Origin of the sequence: Agrobacterium bohemicum (genome assembly GCF_002896715.1) — a bacterium.
In the GTDB taxonomy this organism is placed as follows: Bacteria; Pseudomonadota; Alphaproteobacteria; order Rhizobiales; family Rhizobiaceae; genus Agrobacterium; species Agrobacterium bohemicum.
In genome coordinates this window covers 154,611-170,901 of record NZ_PGEL01000016.1, presented here as the reverse complement: position 1 = coordinate 170,901, position 16,291 = coordinate 154,611, and the positions used below count along the sequence as shown (strand labels likewise).

Sequence of the window (16,291 nt, the reverse complement as noted above, 5' to 3'; positions counted from 1 at the left end):
TACGCACTTCAGTATGACATGAACCGGCTCATTCGACTCGTTATAAATCGAATGAGCCGTTGCGTTCGTTGGGGTCGGCACCCCTCACACGGCGCGGCTGAGACCATCTCCCTGATAGGACTGCGCAAGGCCTATGGAGAGGGCCGCACCTTCCAGCTTTGCTCTTGCGTATTTGGCACGCGCAGATGTTCGTTGCAGACTTTNATAGATGGTATCACGCGACAACATCACGGCGAGAGCGCCGGTGGTAACCGGGGTTGCCATCGATGTACCCGACATATCGGCATAAGGAGCAGGCTCGCCCTCATCTGCCGGAATGGTGGAAATAACGGCCGATCCCGCCGCCGTGACCGCGACCTGTTTTCCAAAGTTAGAATAGGTCGGCAGGAAAAGCCCTCCGCTGCCGTAGCGGTCTGTCGATTGCGGTCGGGTGAAGTTGGCGAGATTGCTGACAGGATAGGTTCCGGGCCTGGTGACCGCCGAAACCGCGACAGACAGCGGATAGCTTGCCGGTGCCAGCACGGGTTGGCCGAAATTGTTGCCCGCAGCGCAGATACATAGCGAACCTCGGCTGTAGGCCGAGAGTACGGCATCATATTCGATTGCCGACGGGTCGCCGCCGAGACTGAGATTGATAAGATCCACCTCATGGGCATTGGCCATGGCATCGATTGCAGCTGCGATATCACCCTGGTTGGCACCTCGGCCCGGCGCAAACACACGCGCGGTGAAAACATCCGCACCAGGTGCGAGCCCGGCGAAATCCCTGCCATCGACTGGCGGGCGGGCTGCGATGAGGCCTGACACGTGCGTACCGTGCCACAGAATGTCGGCTGTCGCCTGTGGGCCGGACTGAAAGCCGCCATCGACAAAGGCACCGGCAGCAACGACATGGCTGAGATAAGGGTGCGGCCCCAATCCCGAATCAATAACGCCGACACGAATGCCCGCCCCNGCAAGCGGATCAAACACGCTGATACCGGCAAGCTGATGCCACCAGCCTAAAGGTCCTGATGTCGGAAGACTGTCGAGATCGATACCCCCGCCCGATGAGGGGTGAACAAGCATGCCCGACCAAGCGCTTCCATGTGGTGAAATCTGCGCCGTGACGGGATACCATTGAGCCTGGTCGAACGGCAGGGTGGCAACACCCCGTGCATCGGTCGTCGCACTCGCGCTACTACCAGCCGGTTGGCCCGGCTGCGGCGACAGCGGGATGAGGCTGAGTTCCACCAGAGTGTTGGCGAGCGGCGATCCAGCCGAGGTTATCGTGAGGGTAAAGACTGGCTGGCTCGTCGTCGCCGTACTGGCTGCATTCATCGCGGTGCAGATGGTTTCAGCCGGAGGACTGCCCCAAGGCGCCAGCCGCAGAGACGCCGGCCAACGCAAGGCCTCCCGCTCTACAATCGTGTCAGGAGAAAGATCGCGCGTTTTCGCCAGCAACTCCTCTTCATCCGCGTGAATGACGAGGACACGCCGAACGTCATCTCGCTCCATTCCATTGTCGCTGACGATATCCATCGCGCCACCCAGGGAGCGCAGTAAGCGCTCACTGAAATTGCCCTTTGCGGAGCGTCGCGCGCGGCCATCACGATAAGGGGCCATGCGATGCGAAATGATGAAGCGGCTTGAAGGCTGGCCTGGGCCACCAGAGTTCTCATCAGGATTTGCGGTTGTATCTGAGGTCATGGCTCTTTTCCTTGACGCAGTTGAGTGACTTAAAAGCCCGGATTTACGGCCAATTCAACAGATTGCTCATGCACGTAATCCGAATATGAATTTACTTTTAACCCGTTATGCATGTATTTTTNAATTGCACAACTTTAAAAAGTACAATAGGAATTTTCTCGTCAAAGGCGAGTTAGCCTTAGCTCAAGCAATTACCGGTGGTTGCTCGTAACTGGCCGTACTCTCCAGACAAGTCACAAAGCTCCCTTCAACTATGAATTCGGGAATTGATCGATGACCATCACTTCATTCTGGGGTTGCCAACCAGCCCCCCNGCAAAACACTGTAGGCCCAACGGCCTATTGGCATTGCCAGCCAACAAGCATGCTGGGTTGCCAGACAGCCGTGCAATATTGCCAGCCACCATCTGGCGCAGATCAGCAGCAAGGCACACCCGTAGGTCCAACGGCGTACTGGCATTGCGCCACACTCACTGTCATGCCGCCAGAGACGGCTGACCAGCAGCAGCAACAGAATGTGACGCTGACGCCAATTTGCCAGATCACCAACATCACCCCGGTTTGCTCGACAGGCATTCCAATTGTCTGCAATGGTGCGGCAGCAGCACCGCAGGGNCAGGCTCCTCAGCAGCAGCAGAACCTGACGCTGACGCCAGTTTGCCAGATCACAAACATCACGCCGATTTGCTCTACGGGCATTCCAATTGTCTGCAATGGTGCGGCAGCAGCACCGCAGGCGCAGGCACATCAGCAGCAGCAGAACCTGACGCTGACGCCAGTTTGCCAGATCACAAACATCACGCCGATTTGCTCGACGGGCATTCCAATCGTCTGCAACGGCGCGGCAGCGGCTCCGCAGGCGCAGGCTCCTCAGCAGCAGCAGAACCTGACGCTGACGCCAGTTTGCCAGATCACCAACATCACGCCGATTTGCTCGACAGGCATTCCAATCGTCTGCAATGGTGCGGCAGCAGCACCGCAGGCGCAGGCACATCAGCAGCAGCAGAACCTGACGCTGACGCCAGTTTGCCAGATCACAAACATCACGCCGATTTGCTCKACGGGCATTCCAATCGTCTGCAACGGCGCGGCAGCGGCTCCGCAGGCGCAGGCTCCTCAGCAGCAGCAGAACCTGACGCTGACGCCAGTTTGCCAGATCACCAACATCACGCCGATTTGCTCGACAGGCATTCCAATCGTCTGCAATGGTGCGGCAGCAGCACCGCAGGCGCAGGCACATCAGCAGCAGCAGAACCTGACGCTGACGCCAGTTTGCCAGATCACCAACATCACGCCGATTTGCTCGACAGGCATTCCAATCGTCTGCAATGGTGCGGCAGCAGCACCGCAGGCGCAGGCACATCAGCAGCAGCAGAACCTGACGCTGACGCCAGTTTGCCAGATCACAAACATCACGCCGATTTGCTCTACGGGCATTCCAATTGTCTGCAACGGCGCGGCGGCGGCCCCACAGGCAACAGTGACGCCTCCGACCTCAATCGGATGCGGAACTTTGGCGACCATCTGCAACCCGACCCATATGCATTGCACAGGTCCGCAGCCGAATAACAATCAGCAACAGCAGAACCTGACGCTGACGCCGATTTGCCAAATCACCAACATCACCCCGGTCTGCTCCACGGGCATTCCAATCGTCTGCAATGGCGCGGCAGCGGCCCCACAGGCAACGGTGACGCCTCCGACGTCCATCGGATGCGGAACGTTCGCGACTGTCTGCAACCCGACCCATATGCATTGCACTGGGCAGTAACGGGAACGCTTAGACTTCGTCACATTTCAAAGTGATGCAAGTTCTGCTCATCGGCCGCGTGCGGCCGGTGGGCTCGTTTTGAGCCGGGATTACGGTTCGATGCCCGCATGATTTCAAGCAACGCATTTATCCGGCCTTGGGGGACACAATGTATCTGACCAGCGGCACACTCGTGCCATATCTGATTGACCGAAGCGTATTGTCCGCAGCAGACCTTCTCGCCGATGACATCACGATCTTGGAAGCCGGGCGGCGTAACCGGAATTTCAAGGTTTTCCGCAAAGACGGTTCCGGCGTCTTCGTCAAACAAATCCCCCTCATGGCCGTTGAAACCACCCAGTCGGTGCAGCGAGAGGCGACCCTTTACGCGCTGGCTGAAAAAGACGCAGCGGCAGCGGGCCTCAAGACGCTGATGCCAAGGCTTCGTCACTATGATGGAAACCGGCATCTTCTGGCAGTCGAACTGGTACCGCATTCTCAAAGTCTCACATTTTACCAGATGCAGGCCGCCAGCATCCGTGGCGCTGTGGAAGACATAGCGGCACAGTTGGGAACACTTCTGGCCACCTGCCACGCCCAGTCGCCCGACATCCTCAAAGAGCCATCGAGACAGGGTACGTTTCCGGCACAGCCGCCCTGGATTCTCAATTTTTCCGAATTCGGCGAAGCGATGATTCCGAATATGAGCGGCGGTGCGCGCGGTGTTCTGGCAACTTTACGTCAAGAACCGGAATTGAAGGCGCATCTGATGTGTCTTCAGGCCGAATGGAGACGCACATGCCTGATCCACGGCGATCTGAAGTGGGAAAATTTCCTCGTTTCGCAAAAACCAAATGGCGATGGCCGCGCCACCGTTCAGCTGATCGACTGGGAACTGGCCGACTTAGGGGACGCAGCCTGGGATGTAGCCTGCGTTCTGGCAAGTTTCATCCAACCGGTCATCGTCGGGCGCTACTCCGCGCAAGGCCAGGCGATGGGGCCTGCAACCGCTGATGAGACCGCGCGAGCGCAGGCATGCTGTAAAGCCTTCTGGCGAGCCTACACAGCAGCCTTTTCCATGACGCGGGAACAACAGGCGCTTGCAAAGGAGCGCTGCGCAAGATTTGCAGCCGCCCGCCTCGTTCTCACCGCCTACGAGATCGCCCAATCGACGCCAGAAATCTCTGCATCGGCCCTTCTCGCCATCCGCGCGGCGGCAAGCATCTTCAACGATCCACGCAGCGCTATAGACCAGTTGTTTGCCCTTGACGAGATTGGAGCGTGACCATGAACGCAACTCAACACATGCTGCCCGCGCAAACCAGCCACGATACCCTGCCCGCCCCTTTGCAATCATCACTCTTGGGCATTCTCGATGCCGTAAAGATTATTGGCTTGTCTCAATTTCAGATCGGCAACCGGCCAGTCGCGACGCTGCCGCCTATCGCAGCCACTGCAACCGCACGTCCCGTAACTGCGCTCTTGTCGGAAGCTCTGTGGCCAGCGCTTTATGATGCCGCTTATGCCCGTCCTTTCCACCTCGACCCGCCCGGCCCGCTTCCGGCACCTGTAGACCTCGATCTTCTGTCGCAGCTACGCACCCTCTTTCCCGAGGGCTCCCGATGGTCAACGCAATGGCAGGTGTACAAAACCGATTCCAACGGTTCGGTGCATGTTCGCAAGGGGGAGTGTTGCCGCCACGTGTTTCCGGGCGCCTTTACACTGGCATATCAAGGGCCAGTGCAGGCAAACTCCATGGTCTCGGTTCTCCTGCCGCTGGCGTCATCACAACTGCAGTCAGGCTTCTACCATATCACCGGCCACGCACCGCATTCGGACCATGACGACGCCGCCTTGGCACGTCTCTACCTGAACACACGGGCAGCAACCGTGGCACCTCTGATGGCGCAGATTGCCGGGCTTCTCAACAATTATGCGATGCCGTTTCGGGCCAAAACGCTTCTGGAACCTGCCGCCTATGACCGCACGGATAGCACAGTCTTTTATCTCGCACGTCGGCATCTACCCTTNGCGCTGTCGTTGCTACGGGATTTCTTCAACGATGCGGCACCGGACCTCGAACCAGACGTGCCACTCTTCTCGAAGTCACTTGTCGGCGGCATCGGGGGTGCAGACGACCCCGGTTTCGGGATGAGTTTCGGCCAGGTGCGGGCGATGCTGATGGCAGACGCAATCGTCAGCGCTTGGGCTGCAGGCACCCAGAACGCACAGACAAGGCTTGAGCATCTAAAGCACCGCTTTTGCGAATCGGGCCTTTCGCTTTCCACGCCGCATCTCAGCGCTGGCAATAATGACATCTATGCCGTGTTGGCGTGAAAGGATTTTCCAAGATGAATTCGATGACATTCCCCTCGGCACACATCACGCAGAACAAGAGCCGTTTTCTTGAGGCGGCCACCCGCATCGGCGCACAATTGTGCCGCGATGCGCTGTGGGACGATGGCCGCTGCACGTGGATGGGCTGGGCAATGACGGTGGCGGACGGCAACGCGACGGCGGCTTACCGCACAGCTTCCGTCTCGCTCTACGATGGCGTCGCCGGTATTGCGCTTTTNCTGGGACGGCTTGCAGTGCATGCGCCCTCGCCCCGCCTTATCGCCACGATCGACGGCGCAGTGCGACAGGTGCAGGCCCGGTTGCCTGATCTCGACAGCCCTCCGCAGAGAGGTTTTTACACAGGCAGCCTTGGTGCGGCCTATATGCTGTGTGAAATCGGCGGCGCGCTGGATCGGCCGCAATGGGTGGAGCAAGGGTTGGCGTTGGCCGAACATCACGCTGGCCAAGCCTTCCCCGATGAAGCGACCGACGTGATTGCAGGATGTGCCAGTGCTATCCCCGCGCTCATCCATCTCGGCAAGCGCTACGCGCGGCCAGAACTGACGAATGCAGCGATACACCATGCCGAAAAATTGCTCGTGGCCGGTGTGCTTGATACCAACGGCCTTTCGTGGCCATCTCTCATGCCCAAGCATCGCAATCTCCTGGGCTACGCACATGGTGTCTCAGGCATGGCGACGGCACTTCTGGAAGCTCACGCCGTCAGTGGCAACGAAGCGCTTTTGCACGGCGCAGAGGAAGCGTTGCGTTACGAGCGAAGCTGGTTCGACGCCTCACAGGAGGGATGGCCGGATTTTCGCATCGACACCATAACATCAGGTGCCGCGGCACTTCCGCCGACCTGCAACTGCACATGGTGCAATGGCTCGGCGGGTATCGGCCTTTCACGACTGCGCCTGATGGAGCTTCTGCCAGCCGATGAAATAGCGCGGGACGAAGTCAACATCGCGCTTCAGGATGCATCCCGCCTGCTAACGACGCCCGCGGCACCGCAGACCATGGACCTTTGCTTGTGCCACGGCCTTGCTGGCACGGCAGATTTCGTTTTATCCGCTGGTGTGCAATTGAACCGTGAAGATGTCGCGGTACATGCCGATCAGGTCGGTCACTACATCATGGACACCTATCTCGACACTGAGCTTCCGCTTCCCTGCGGTGTTCATCAGCGGGGTGAAGCGCCCGGCTTGCTCCTGGGAACAGCGGGCATCGGTTACTTCTTTCTGCGACTGATGGAGCGGGAGACGTTGCCATCGATCCTGCTGTTAAAAACATGATGGCGCCGCTCAACCAGAGTAACGCTTTCTTAACGCTAGTCCCTATTTTGCGCCCTGATGCGCTACTTCGGGACAAAACACCCACTCGGAACCCATGAATTCACCCGTTAGATTCAATATTTCTCAATAAATTATCGCGCATAATCATCACGTCGGCTTCATGATGAAGTCGCGTTTTAATGGGATGAACCATGACTGCGAACTCGATCGTCACGCTGGCGCTGATCGCGCTGCCAATCTACTTCTTTTTNCGCTGGGTACAGTACGACTCGGAGAAGCAGGACAAGCAGAAGTAGACACGTACTCCGATCCCACCCCGCCTCAAACTGTTACATCATTCATCCGCCGGATGACCGAAGGTGGTGAACCCACCGCCTTGGTAGATGTGGGCTGGATCCTTTGGATCCTCTTTGCCCGCCTGAGCAAGTATCTCGNCGCGCCACTTCGCCGAGCTATCCTGTGGTTGCCAACCCAGGAAGGCCGTATTGCCATTGTCCCACCAGCGCTCCGGATTGTCGGATGCGCCATAAACAACGGCGTGGCCAAGACGCGGGGCTTCGAACCCGCGCACGCACAGAGAGACGAAATCACCTGCGCTTAACCACGTCGCCAGCATGCGTGTGGTCTGCGGTTTTTGCGTCAGTGAGCCTATCCGCACCGACAATGTCTCCTGGCCGAATTTATCGAAATAGAAGCTCGCCATATTTTCACCGAAGCATTTCGAAACGCCGTAGAGAGAATCCGGCCGGACCGGCGATGTGCTGTCGATTTTTTCGTCTCGGCGATAAAATCCGATCGTATGATTGGAGCTGGCGAAANTGATGCGCGGCTGGCCATTGTGACGCGCCGCCTCATAAAGATTGTAGACACCTTCGATATTGCCCTTGAGAATAAGTTCGAAAGGCCTCTCCACGGAGATACCACCCAAGTGGATGATACCATCGACACCAGCCACAGCCTCGTCCACTTCAGCGCGGTTCGACAGGTCGCACTTTACGAATGTTTCGTGTGAGGCCAAATCCGCCATATCCACCATATCGGATAGTACGACGTTTTCAGCGACATCCTTCAGCAAGGGACGAATAGCCTTGCCAACGCCACCGGCAGCGCCCGTCAACAACAAGGTTTTCAGCATGTGTCCTCCATCGCCACCCCGACGCGTAAAGGACGCGTGCTGCGTGGTCATACATAAAATCATCTGTTATCTTATCTCTACGTTAGGATGACGGTGGATTTCAAGGACATACCGTGACGTTAAGCAATTCGCTGCGACTGCGATTCAGAGCTCACTCGATGAGCTACGCGCTGCGCTTCCCTCCAGAATTCATCTCTAAATTGAGCCAACTTGTATTATAAGTTCTTGACGAAGATAATATCTCGAATATTATCGCCACAACGAACAATTGGAGATACAAAATTTATGGCTATGGACCCCCAGGAACTCAAGGTTGCACTTGGTGCGGGCCTTCTTTCTTTCCCCGTCACCCCCTTCAGCACCGATGGCGAATTTAACGAAAAGCCATATCTGGATCACGTCAACTGGCTGTCAGGCTTCGACGCAAGTGTCTTGTTTGCAGCTGGTGGCACGGGCGAATTTTTCTCTTTGGCGCCTGAGGAAGTCGCGACGGTGGTCAAGGCCGCGAAGTCTGCTGCTGGCTCTGTTCCGATTGTGTCCGGTTGCGGTTACGGCACCAAGATTGCTGTGCAGATTGCCCAAAGTGCTGAAAAAGCGGGTGCGGATGGTATTCTTCTTCTGCCGCATTACCTTATGGATGCGTCCCAGGCTGGTCTTTACGCCCATATCAAAGCGGTCTGCGATTCCATATCTATTGGTGTGATGGTCTACAACCGTGACAATTCCATTCTCACGGCTGAAACGCTGCAGAAGCTGTGCGACAATTGCCCCAACCTTGTCGGCTTCAAGGATGGCTCAGGCGACATCGGTCTGGTGCGGAAAATCACCGCAACGGTTGGCGAGCGCCTGACCTACCTCGGCGGCATGCCGACAGCTGAACTGTTTGCCGATGCCTATCTGGGTGCTGGCGTGACCACCTATTCGTCTGCCGTGTTCAACTTTGTGCCGGCGCTTGCTCAGGAGTTTTACAAGGCGCTACGCGCAGGCGACAGAGCAACGACGGACCGTATTCTGATCGACTTCTTCTATCCGTTCATGGATATTCGTAACCGCCAGAAGGGTTATGCCGTTTCCGCCATCAAGGCCGGGGTGCGTCTAGTCGGGTTCGATGCTGGCCCGGTTCGTGCGCCTCTTACCGACATCACAGAAGAGGAAGTGGGCATGCTGGACGCGTTGATTGGACCTTACAAGCCATGAAAATAGAAGCGGTCCGCACTCATCTGCTCGACTACAAGCTGGCTCATGCCTTTGAAAGCGCGTCCATGCGCTTCGACAGGCGTATCCATTGCCTTGTGGAGATCATATGCGACGACGGAACCGTGGGTTGGGGCGAATGCCTCGGCCCGGCAAAGCCGAACGCGGCCGTGGTGGCAGCCTATACGCCTCACCTCCTGGGTAAAGACCCGCTCGATATCGAGATCATCTGGCATCAGCTCTACAACGTCCTCAGAGATCAGGGCCAGCGCGGACTGACGATGACAGCGCTCAGCGGTATCGACATCGCGCTTTGGGATATCAAGGGCAAGCGTTTCGGCACGTCGATATCTCGGCTGCTGGGCGGTCGCTTCCGCGAAAGCGTCAAAGCCTACGCAACCGGCTCCTTTCGCAAGGACGGTGTGGACGCGGTCTCCGACGTCGCGGCAGAAGTTGCCGGTTATGCTGGCCAAGGCTTCCATGCCGTGAAGATCAAGATCGGTTTCGATGTGGCGGAAGACATCGCTGTCATAAAAGCCGCACGCGAAGCGGTCGGCCCGGACGTGCGGATCATGATCGACGCCAACCACGGCTATGATGCGCTGGAAGCGGTAGAAGTGGGCAACACGCTGGCACCACTCGGCATCGACTGGTTCGAAGAGCCTGTGGTGCCGGAGCAATTGGAGGCCTATCAGGCTGTTCGCGCCGGTCAGCCCATTCCCGTTGCCGGCGGCGAAACCTGGCACGGGCGTTACGGCATGCGCGCCCCGCTGGAAAGCCGTGCTGTGGACATTCTCCAGCCCGATCTTGCAGGCAGCGGCGGCTTTNCCGAAACCAAACGCATCACCGACCTCGCAACGCTCTATGGCGTTCGCGTCGTTCCGCATGTCTGGGGAACCGGCGTGGCCATTGCCGCCGCCTTGCAATTCATGGCCTACCTGCCGCCAGACCCAGCCCGGCGCGCTCCGCGTCCGCCGATACTGGAGTTCGACCGCACGGAAAACCCGTATCGCCAAGCCGTGCTGACCAGCCCGCTGGATCATGTCGATGGCGTGGTTCAAATACCGGATGGACCGGGGCTCGGCATTGAGATCAATCGGGACGCGCTGGAGCAATATGCTTTGAAGGACGTCTAGTCTTCGATTAAAGAGCTCGTGATGAAAAANGCCGGGCGTCAGTGATGACGCCCGGCTTTTGTTAGATGGCAGCTCCACGCTCCGTCACCCCGAAGTTCACTCGGCATGACGGAGAGAGAGCATAATCAGTTCGTACCCTTCAGATCGACCGGGAAGAACAGAGTCTCACCAGACGAGTCGTCAACACCGTCATTGTCGGTCACAGCAAAGGCCTTGCCGGACTTGTCGAAGGCAAAACCTTCAAGCTTGTCGACAACGTAACCGTTTGTCTGGGCCTTCAAGTCTGGCAGGAAATCGTGAACTTCGGTCTTCTTGACCAGCGGCAGCTCGCCACCGATTTTGCCTGGCTTCAGGTCCTCAATCGCGACGCTGTAAAGCTTCTTGATCTTTGCCTTGTCGCCAATCAGGTTGTCACGCTCTACAATGTAGACATTGTCGCCGTGGGCGGTGATTTCTGAAAGACCGACCCAACCATCCTTGGTCTTGTCCAGCGGGTAGTGCACGGCGCCCCACTCCTTGGACTTCAGATTGTAGGATACCAGCTTGACCATGCCTTTTTCGTTCTTGCCCCATTCGCGCTGAACGGCCATCCACAGCGTGGCGTCATCGCCCTTGCCGATCATGGTGACGCCTTCGAAGCCAAAGCGGGTTTCGCCTTCCAGCAGCTCTTTCGGAAGAGCGATTTCGGTCTTGATCTCGCCCTTGGCATTGACGTTGTAGAGCGCATGCGGGACTAGCTTTTCGCTGTTGCCCTCCGACGCGACCCAGAAGCCACCCTTACCATCCAGCGTAATGCCTTCCATATCCAGCTTCTGCGCTGGCTGACCATCACGCTTCACGCGCAGGACGCTTGTGATGAGTGCAGGCTTCTGGTTGGCGTCGATGGTGTAGATCGAAGGCTGGTTGCCATAGACCGAGTCGGAGATGGCATAGAGAATGCCTTCTTTTNCCGGATCTCCAACGAGGCCGGACAGTGCGCCCCAACCGATGGGTGCACCGTCGACAGTCGCGGACGTCAGCTGCGGGTAAGCCGCCTTCCCTTCCGAACGTTCATAGATCATGACGTGCGAGCGCGCTGCACCGTCTGCTACGAGATCAGCTTCGTTTGCCGTGACGAGGAGGTTGCGCGATGGAATGGCGACTGCTCCTTCAGGGGAAATGCCCGAAGGAAGAATCTGCATCAACTGCGGCTCGCCGCCTGTGTCCTTGTAAACACCCACAACAGAGGCGCGCTCGGCCAGAACAAAGACATACTTATCGCTGCCGAATGTCGCTACTTCCAGACCTTCAGGCTCGATGCCCTTGGCCTTGGAGCGTTTTTCAGGATAGTGGCCGATGGCCGCAACAGCATGCTCGAAGGATGAGCCTGCCTCGTAGACAAGCTTGCCGGTTTTGTCGAAAATTGTGAAGCCGCGTGAGCCGCCTTCCCAGTCGCCTTCGTTGGCGATGACAATGCGGTCATTGTCCAGCCATTTCACGGCATCCGGCTCGCGTTTGCGGGCATCCTGCTTATCGGTGAATTTNAGCTGACCATCTGTTTTGGTATCGATGCCCGTCAAATCAACCGTACCGGCGGAAAAATGGTTCGTTACCTTCCCGCTTTTACCATTGATGATGACGATATGGTTGTTTTCCTGAAGCGTCAGGGCAATCTCACCGTTGGCATTGATGGAAACGAATTCCGGCTCAGGATCTTCCGGCGCAATTTCGGCAAGCCCGGTCACGTCGATCTTCTTCAGCGTCGAGCAATCCGGTGCACCATCCTTCAGGCCGATGGTGACGAGGAAACCTGCTGGCATCTGTGGAATCGCACCGCCATTAACCTCTTCATCCCGCTCGTTTNCGATGGCAATTGCCATGAAGCTCTTGTCCGGCGAAACCGCAACGGAGTCCGGCTGTCCGCCCAATTCACAACTTGCCTCGATCTTTTTCGTGGCAATGTCCACAGTGACCAGCTTGCCGGACGGTTTCACGAAGCTTTCAGACGTGTTGACGCCCGCCAAAACTTTTCCTCCGGATACCGCAACCGAGGTTGGCTCGCCGTCCATCATCAATGCACCCAGCGCTTTCGGTGCCTTGGCATCGCTAATGTCGATGAAGCCGATGCCGCCGAGTGGGCTATCCGAATAAATCAGCGTGTTGCCGTCTTCACTGGCCGCGATAATCTCCGCAGACGTCACCGTCTTCTCTTCCTTGTCGGAAGGAAGGTTCAGGGCCACGGGAAAAGAAGCGATACGATTGAAGACCTGCTCTGCGGCGGCAGGAAAGGCTACGGAGGCGCAAAGCGCCGCAGTCAGCGCAGCACTCGAAAAACGAAATGTCATGGTGTCCCCTTCAGTGCATTGGAAAANTGCATATGAGGGCTTTTGCGACATGGACGTGACAGGCAAATGACAATGAGAACATGCTGATAAACAAAAAGCCCGGCTTGAAGCCGGGCCCTTTGCATTTCTTCGGCGTTATTTCGCAAAACTGCGCAAACAGCCGAATGTTTCCTCGTAGACCTCAAGACCGTTCGCCCGCCGCGGACAAACAGCCTTTTGAAACTTAGGAGTTAACAGCTTCCTTCAGGCCCTTGCCTGCGGAGAACTTTGGCACGTTGCGAGCCGGAATATCGACTTCTGCACCCGTGGAGGGGTTACGACCCTTGGAAGCTTCGCGACGGCTAACGGTAAAGCTGCCGAAGCCAGCGAGACGAATATCGCCACCGCTCTTCAGTTCGTTCTGTACAGTTTCGAAAACTGCGTCGACCGCAGATGCGGCATCAGCCTTCGTAAGACCAGCCTTTTCGGCAACTGCAGAAACGAGCTCATTCTTGTTCATGTTTCCACCCCTTTCAATGGTTTGAAACGACTCAAATTGGATCGGCGCAGAATACTTATCTATTCGCGCACCGCCACCCAAAAGCGCCGGAATGACCTGAAAAACAAGGGGTCTAGAGTTCTTTTCACAAAAAAGGCTGGCATTTCTGCCAGCCTTTCAACGATTTNGTGCTAATTTAGCATCACGATCAACGGTCGTTTATCAATGCGCGATTGTCTGACCGGTATCATCGACGCCTTCAACGGTTGCAATAACCGGCGTCTCAATGCTCCCATCCCATTCGATCGGCTCCGGCATACGCACCAGCGCATGTTTGAGAACTTCACCCATACGGGAGACCGGGATGATTTCCATACCGTTCTTTACGTTGTCAGGAATCTCGGCCAAGTCCTTGGCGTTCTCTTCCGGGATCAGCACCTTCTTGATGCCGCCGCGAAGAGCCGCCAACAGCTTTTCCTTCAGACCGCCGATGGGCAGAACGCGTCCGCGAAGGGTAATTTCGCCTGTCATCGCGACATTCTTATCCACCGGAATACCGGTCATGATCGAAACGATGGCGGTTGCCATGGCCACACCTGCGGAGGGACCATCCTTCGGAGTTGCACCTTCGGGAACGTGAACGTGGATGTCCGACTTGTCGAAACGAGGCGGTTCGATCCCGAAATCCACGGCGCGCGAGCGAACGTAAGACGCCGCTGCCGAAATGGATTCCTTCATCACTTCCTTCAGGTTACCGGTCACGGTCATACGACCCTTGCCCGGCATCATGACACCTTCGATTGTCAGCAATTCGCCGCCAACTTCCGTCCATGCCAGACCGGTGACGACACCAACCTGATCTTCGCCCTCGGCTTCGCCGTGACGATACCTTGGAACGCCCAGGTAATCGTTGATGTTTGCAGCGGTAACAGCAACGGACGTCGACTTACCCTTGATGATTTCGGTCACGGCCTTGCGAGCGAGTTTCATCAACTCACGCTCAAAGCTACGAACACCGGCTTCACGGGTATATTGCTGGCTGATGGCCATCAGGGCATCGTCGCTGACGGAAAACTCTTCCGGGCGCAACGCGTGTTCCTTAATTGCCTTGGGCAGCAGGTGACGCTTGGCAATTTCGCGCTTTTCGTCTTCCGTGTAACCCGCGATGCGGATCACTTCCATACGGTCCATTAACGGGCCTGGAATGTTCAGCGTGTTGGCGGTGGTGACGAACATCACGTCCGACAGGTCATATTCCACTTCGAGATAGTGGTCCATGAATGTGGAGTTCTGTTCCGGATCCAATACCTCCAGCAGAGCAGATGACGGATCGCCACGGAAATCCTGGCCCATCTTGTCGATTTCATCAAGCAGGAAGAGCGGATTGGACTTCTTGGCCTTCTTCATCGACTGAACGATCTTGCCCGGCATGGAACCGATGTAGGTCCGGCGATGGCCGCGGATTTCCGCCTCATCGCGGACGCCGCCGAGCGCCATACGCACGTATTCACGTCCCGTTGCCTTGGCGATAGACTTCGCAAGCGAGGTCTTGCCAACGCCTGGAGGACCAACGAGGCAAAGGATCGGGCCGCGAATTTTCGACGCACGGGCCTGCACAGCCAGATATTCGACAATGCGTTCCTTGACTTTGTCGAGGCCGAAATGATCCAGCTCAAGAACGGCCTCAGCGGCGTTCAGGTCTGTCTTGATCTTGGATTTCTTGCCCCATGGCAGACCAACCAGCCAATCCAGATAGTTGCGCACCACTGTCGCTTCCGCAGACATAGGGCTCATCTGGCGCAGCTTCTTCATCTCCGCGTCGGCCTTTTCCTTGGCTTCCTTGGAGAGCTTGGTCTTTGCGATGCGCTCTTCCAGTTCGGCCATCTCGTCACGGCCATCTTCGCCGTCGCCGAGTTCCTTCTGGATCGCCTTCATCTGCTCGTTGAGGTAATATTCGCGCTGGGTCTTTTCCATCTGTCGCTTGACGCGCGAGCGGATACGCTTTTCCACCTGCAGAACGGAAATCTCGCCTTCCATGAAGCCGAGAGCCTTCTCGAGACGCTGCTTCACGCTCACCGTTTCGAGCATTTCCTGCTTTTCGGTGATCTTGATGGACAGGTGCGATGCAACCGTATCGGCGAGCTTGGAATAATCATCGATTTGTCCAGCAGCGCCAACGACTTCCGGGGAAATCTTCTTGTTGAGCTTCACATAGCTTTCGAACTCAGAAACCACTGAGCGAGACAAAGCCTCGTTCTCGACCGGATCTTCTTCGGGCTCATCCAGCAACACGGCTGTGGCTTCGTAGAAATCTTCGCGATCTGTATATTCTTCGATCTTGGCGCGGCCTTTGCCTTCAACCAAAACCTTGACCGTCCCATCGGGAAGCTTCAGGAGCTGCAGAACGTTGGCAACGGTACCGACCTTGTGGATGGCGGATGTGTCTGGATCATCATCGCTGGCGTTGATCTGTGTGACCAGCATGATCTGCCTGTCAGAGCCCATGACTTCTTCCAGCGCACGGATGGACTTCTCCCGCCCGACGAACAGCGGAACGATCATGTGCGGGAAAACGACAATGTCGCGCAGAGGGAGTACGGGATATGTACCGCCAGATGCAGCAGACGTAATGTTCGTCATATCATTTCCTTTCAATGGCCTCTCTTGGGAGAGACACTTGCCGGACTATCTGTGGGAGTTTCCGGCATATTCTTTGTCGTGACTGAAAGTGGAGTTCGCCACCGTCATTTTCAAGTCACAAGAGCAGATACCCTTCCGTCCTGGACGGGATAAAACTTCAAATACGCTACACGCAACAATACGCTTTATATTTTCCGTTTTTTNCGCCCGCCACACCGAATCGGAAAAAGCAGCAACATTCAAAAAAACGTCATATCGCGCTGCAAATCACTTCTAAAACTTTATCAGGAAAGCGCAATCCGCACCAAACGCAA

General features: G+C 56.7%; 10 protein-coding genes. 5 read left to right on the top strand and 5 right to left on the bottom strand.

The genetic code is table 11. The features are described 5' to 3' along the window. Positions 1-84 precede the first annotated feature (84 nt). A complete protein-coding gene (locus CUC55_RS23500; protein WP_425352721.1) occupies positions 85-1,068 on the bottom strand; it encodes a S8 family serine peptidase in 984 nt (327 codons plus the stop codon). Between the two features lie 2,539 nt (positions 1,069-3,607). Here CUC55_RS23500 and CUC55_RS02585 point away from each other — a divergent pair. The 3 genes from CUC55_RS02585 (at position 3,608) to CUC55_RS02575 (ending at position 7,070) form a co-directional block, all read left to right on the top strand. After that, positions 3,608-4,723: a phosphotransferase family protein gene (locus CUC55_RS02585; RefSeq protein ID WP_067652748.1), complete on the top strand. Its 1,116-nt coding sequence runs from the start codon at positions 3,608-3,610 to the stop codon at positions 4,721-4,723. A gap of 2 nt (positions 4,724-4,725) precedes the next feature. Next, positions 4,726-5,775: a T3SS effector HopA1 family protein gene (locus CUC55_RS02580; protein WP_103086884.1), complete on the top strand. Its 1,050-nt coding sequence runs from the start codon at positions 4,726-4,728 to the stop codon at positions 5,773-5,775. 14 nt (positions 5,776-5,789) lie between these two features. Next, positions 5,790-7,070, top strand: coding sequence for a lanthionine synthetase LanC family protein (locus CUC55_RS02575; RefSeq protein WP_103086883.1), 1,281 nt, complete (start codon positions 5,790-5,792; stop codon positions 7,068-7,070). 334 nt (positions 7,071-7,404) lie between these two features. On the opposite strand, the gene CUC55_RS02570 is transcribed toward CUC55_RS02575, so the two are convergent. Continuing rightward, a complete protein-coding gene (locus CUC55_RS02570) occupies positions 7,405-8,256 on the bottom strand; it encodes an NAD-dependent epimerase/dehydratase family protein (RefSeq protein ID WP_425352712.1) in 852 nt (283 codons plus the stop codon). A 240-nt stretch (positions 8,257-8,496) separates the two neighbouring features. Here CUC55_RS02570 and kdgD point away from each other — a divergent pair, with 240 nt between their 5' ends. Further along, a complete protein-coding gene (gene kdgD, locus CUC55_RS02565) occupies positions 8,497-9,402 on the top strand; it encodes a 5-dehydro-4-deoxyglucarate dehydratase (RefSeq protein ID WP_067652836.1) in 906 nt (301 codons plus the stop codon). Next, the gene (locus tag CUC55_RS02560) at positions 9,399-10,535 is read left to right on the top strand and encodes a mandelate racemase/muconate lactonizing enzyme family protein (RefSeq protein WP_103086881.1); all 1,137 of its coding nucleotides are present in this window, start codon (positions 9,399-9,401) and stop codon (positions 10,533-10,535) included. The genes kdgD and CUC55_RS02560 overlap by 4 nt, the downstream gene beginning before the upstream one ends. A gap of 125 nt (positions 10,536-10,660) precedes the next feature. Here the strand turns inward: CUC55_RS02560 and CUC55_RS02555 are convergent, their stop codons facing one another. From CUC55_RS02555 to lon, 3 genes are all read right to left on the bottom strand, one after another. After that, positions 10,661-12,859, bottom strand: coding sequence for an esterase-like activity of phytase family protein (locus tag CUC55_RS02555; RefSeq protein ID WP_103086880.1), 2,199 nt, complete (start codon positions 12,857-12,859; stop codon positions 10,661-10,663). A 223-nt stretch (positions 12,860-13,082) separates the two neighbouring features. Beyond that, entirely contained in the window at positions 13,083-13,376 is a 294-nt protein-coding gene (gene hupB, locus CUC55_RS02550; RefSeq protein WP_448726493.1) for a DNA-binding protein HupB, read from the bottom strand. Positions 13,377-13,559: 183 nt separating this feature from the next. Then, positions 13,560-15,977 (bottom strand): endopeptidase La, encoded by a 2,418-nt coding sequence (gene lon, locus CUC55_RS02545; RefSeq protein ID WP_067652733.1) that lies wholly within the window; start codon positions 15,975-15,977, stop codon positions 13,560-13,562. Positions 15,978-16,291 lie beyond the last annotated feature (314 nt).